Source organism: Ruegeria sp. AD11(2025), from assembly GCF_056542405.1.
This window is the reverse complement of sequence record NZ_JBQFZU010000100.1, coordinates 1-1,513: the sequence shown is the minus strand read 5'-3', so window position 1 is coordinate 1,513 and position 1,513 is coordinate 1. Positions and strand designations below refer to the sequence as shown.

The following is a 1,513-nucleotide window of genomic DNA, read 5'->3' as shown; positions in this document are numbered from 1 at the left end:
TGTCCGTCGTCAGGGATTTTGGGACAGATGGCGCTCTGATCTAAGAGAGGATGTGGCCCATCTGATTGGTCTGATTATGCGGCGGATTTGCGGTGAAGCAAGCGCCTGGTTTCGATTGTCTTCTGTTTGATCCGTTCTCGTTGTCTTAGAATGGTCTGCCCGCGTCCGAAGTAGACATCAGCGGGCGTGAGGTTTTGTAAGCTTTCGTGGTAGCGCCGGTGATTGTAGTGATCGACGAAAGCATCGATCTGCTGCTGGAGGTCACCGGGCAGATAGTAGTTTTCCAATAAGATGCGGTTCTTGAGAGTCTGGTGCCAGCGCTCGATCTTGCCATGGGTCTGTGGGTGATATGGCGCGCCTCGGACATGATCCATTTTCTGATCTTCCAGCCATTCGGCAAGCTCACCAGAGATGTGGCTGGACCCGTTGTCGCTGAGCAGGCGTGGTTTGTGCAGCACCGTTGCCTGATCACAGCCTGAGGCTTGCAAGGCGAGGTCCAGTGTGTCGGTCACATCCTCGGTCTTCATCGTCGTACAAAGCTTCCAGGCGATGATGCATCGGCTGTAATCGTCCAGGATCGTGCTGAGATAGAACCATCCCCAGCCGATCACCTTCAGATAGGTAAAGTCGGTCTGCCAGAGCTGGTTCGGCCGTGTCGTCTTGTCCTGGAACTCGTCCGCAGCGGACAAGACCACATAGGCTGGGCTGGTGATCAGATCGTAGGACTTGAGGATGCGATAGACCGAAGCCTCTGACACAAAATACTTTTCCGTGTCGGTGAAGCGCACGGCGAGCTCGCGAGGCGATAGATCGCTTTCCTTCAGAGCCAGATCCTTGATCTTCTCGCGCACTGGCGTGGGAATGCGGTTCCAGACCCGTGACGGCCTGGGACAGCAATCCTCAAGCGCCTCGGGACCACCGGCCAGATACCGGTCGTACCAGCGATAGAAGGTTGTCTTCGGGATGCCCAGTTTGTCCAGCGTGTGTCTGGTTGGAAGGTGTGATCCCTCCACCAGTCGGATGATCTCAAGCTTCTCGGATGCAGGGTATCTCATTCCTCGTCGTCCCCATCCGCGATCATGCTTTTTTTGAGCAAACGCAGTTCCAAGGCCTGTTCGGCAACAACTTCCTTTAGATCACGGGCTTCCCGTCTCAAATCCTTCACTTCGGTGGAAGTTGCCGCACGGGCCGTGTCGCCTGCCAGACGTTTCTTGCCGGCTTCCAGGAATTCCTTGGACCAGCTGTAATACAGGCTCTGCGCGATGCCCTCACGACGGCACAGCTCTGCAATGCTGTCCTCGCCTTTTAGGCCGTCCAGCACGATCCTGATCTTCTCTTCTGCGGAATACTGTTTGCGGGTCGCACGGCGAATGTCCTTTACGACCTTCTCACCGTGGCTCTGCTTGGTTCCGGGTTTCTTTCTCATCTCCACTCCTTGGCGGTTACGATGAGCCAGAAACCCTCTCTTATCAAATCGACCTAAACTGTCCCATTGGCGCTGACGTCAGACAAT

General features: G+C 55.4%; 1 protein-coding gene. It reads right to left on the bottom strand.

Features of this window, described 5'->3' with window-relative positions:
• Positions 1-74: 74 nt before the first annotated feature.
• Positions 75-1,426, bottom strand: a protein-coding gene (locus tag ACR1XY_RS24475; protein ID WP_480597399.1) for an IS3 family transposase whose coding sequence is annotated in 2 segments (ribosomal slippage) — positions 75-1,090 and positions 1,090-1,426 — 1,353 coding nt in all. Because the reading frame shifts where the segments join, the coding sequence is not laid out codon by codon here.
• Between the last annotated feature and the right edge of the window lie 87 nt (positions 1,427-1,513).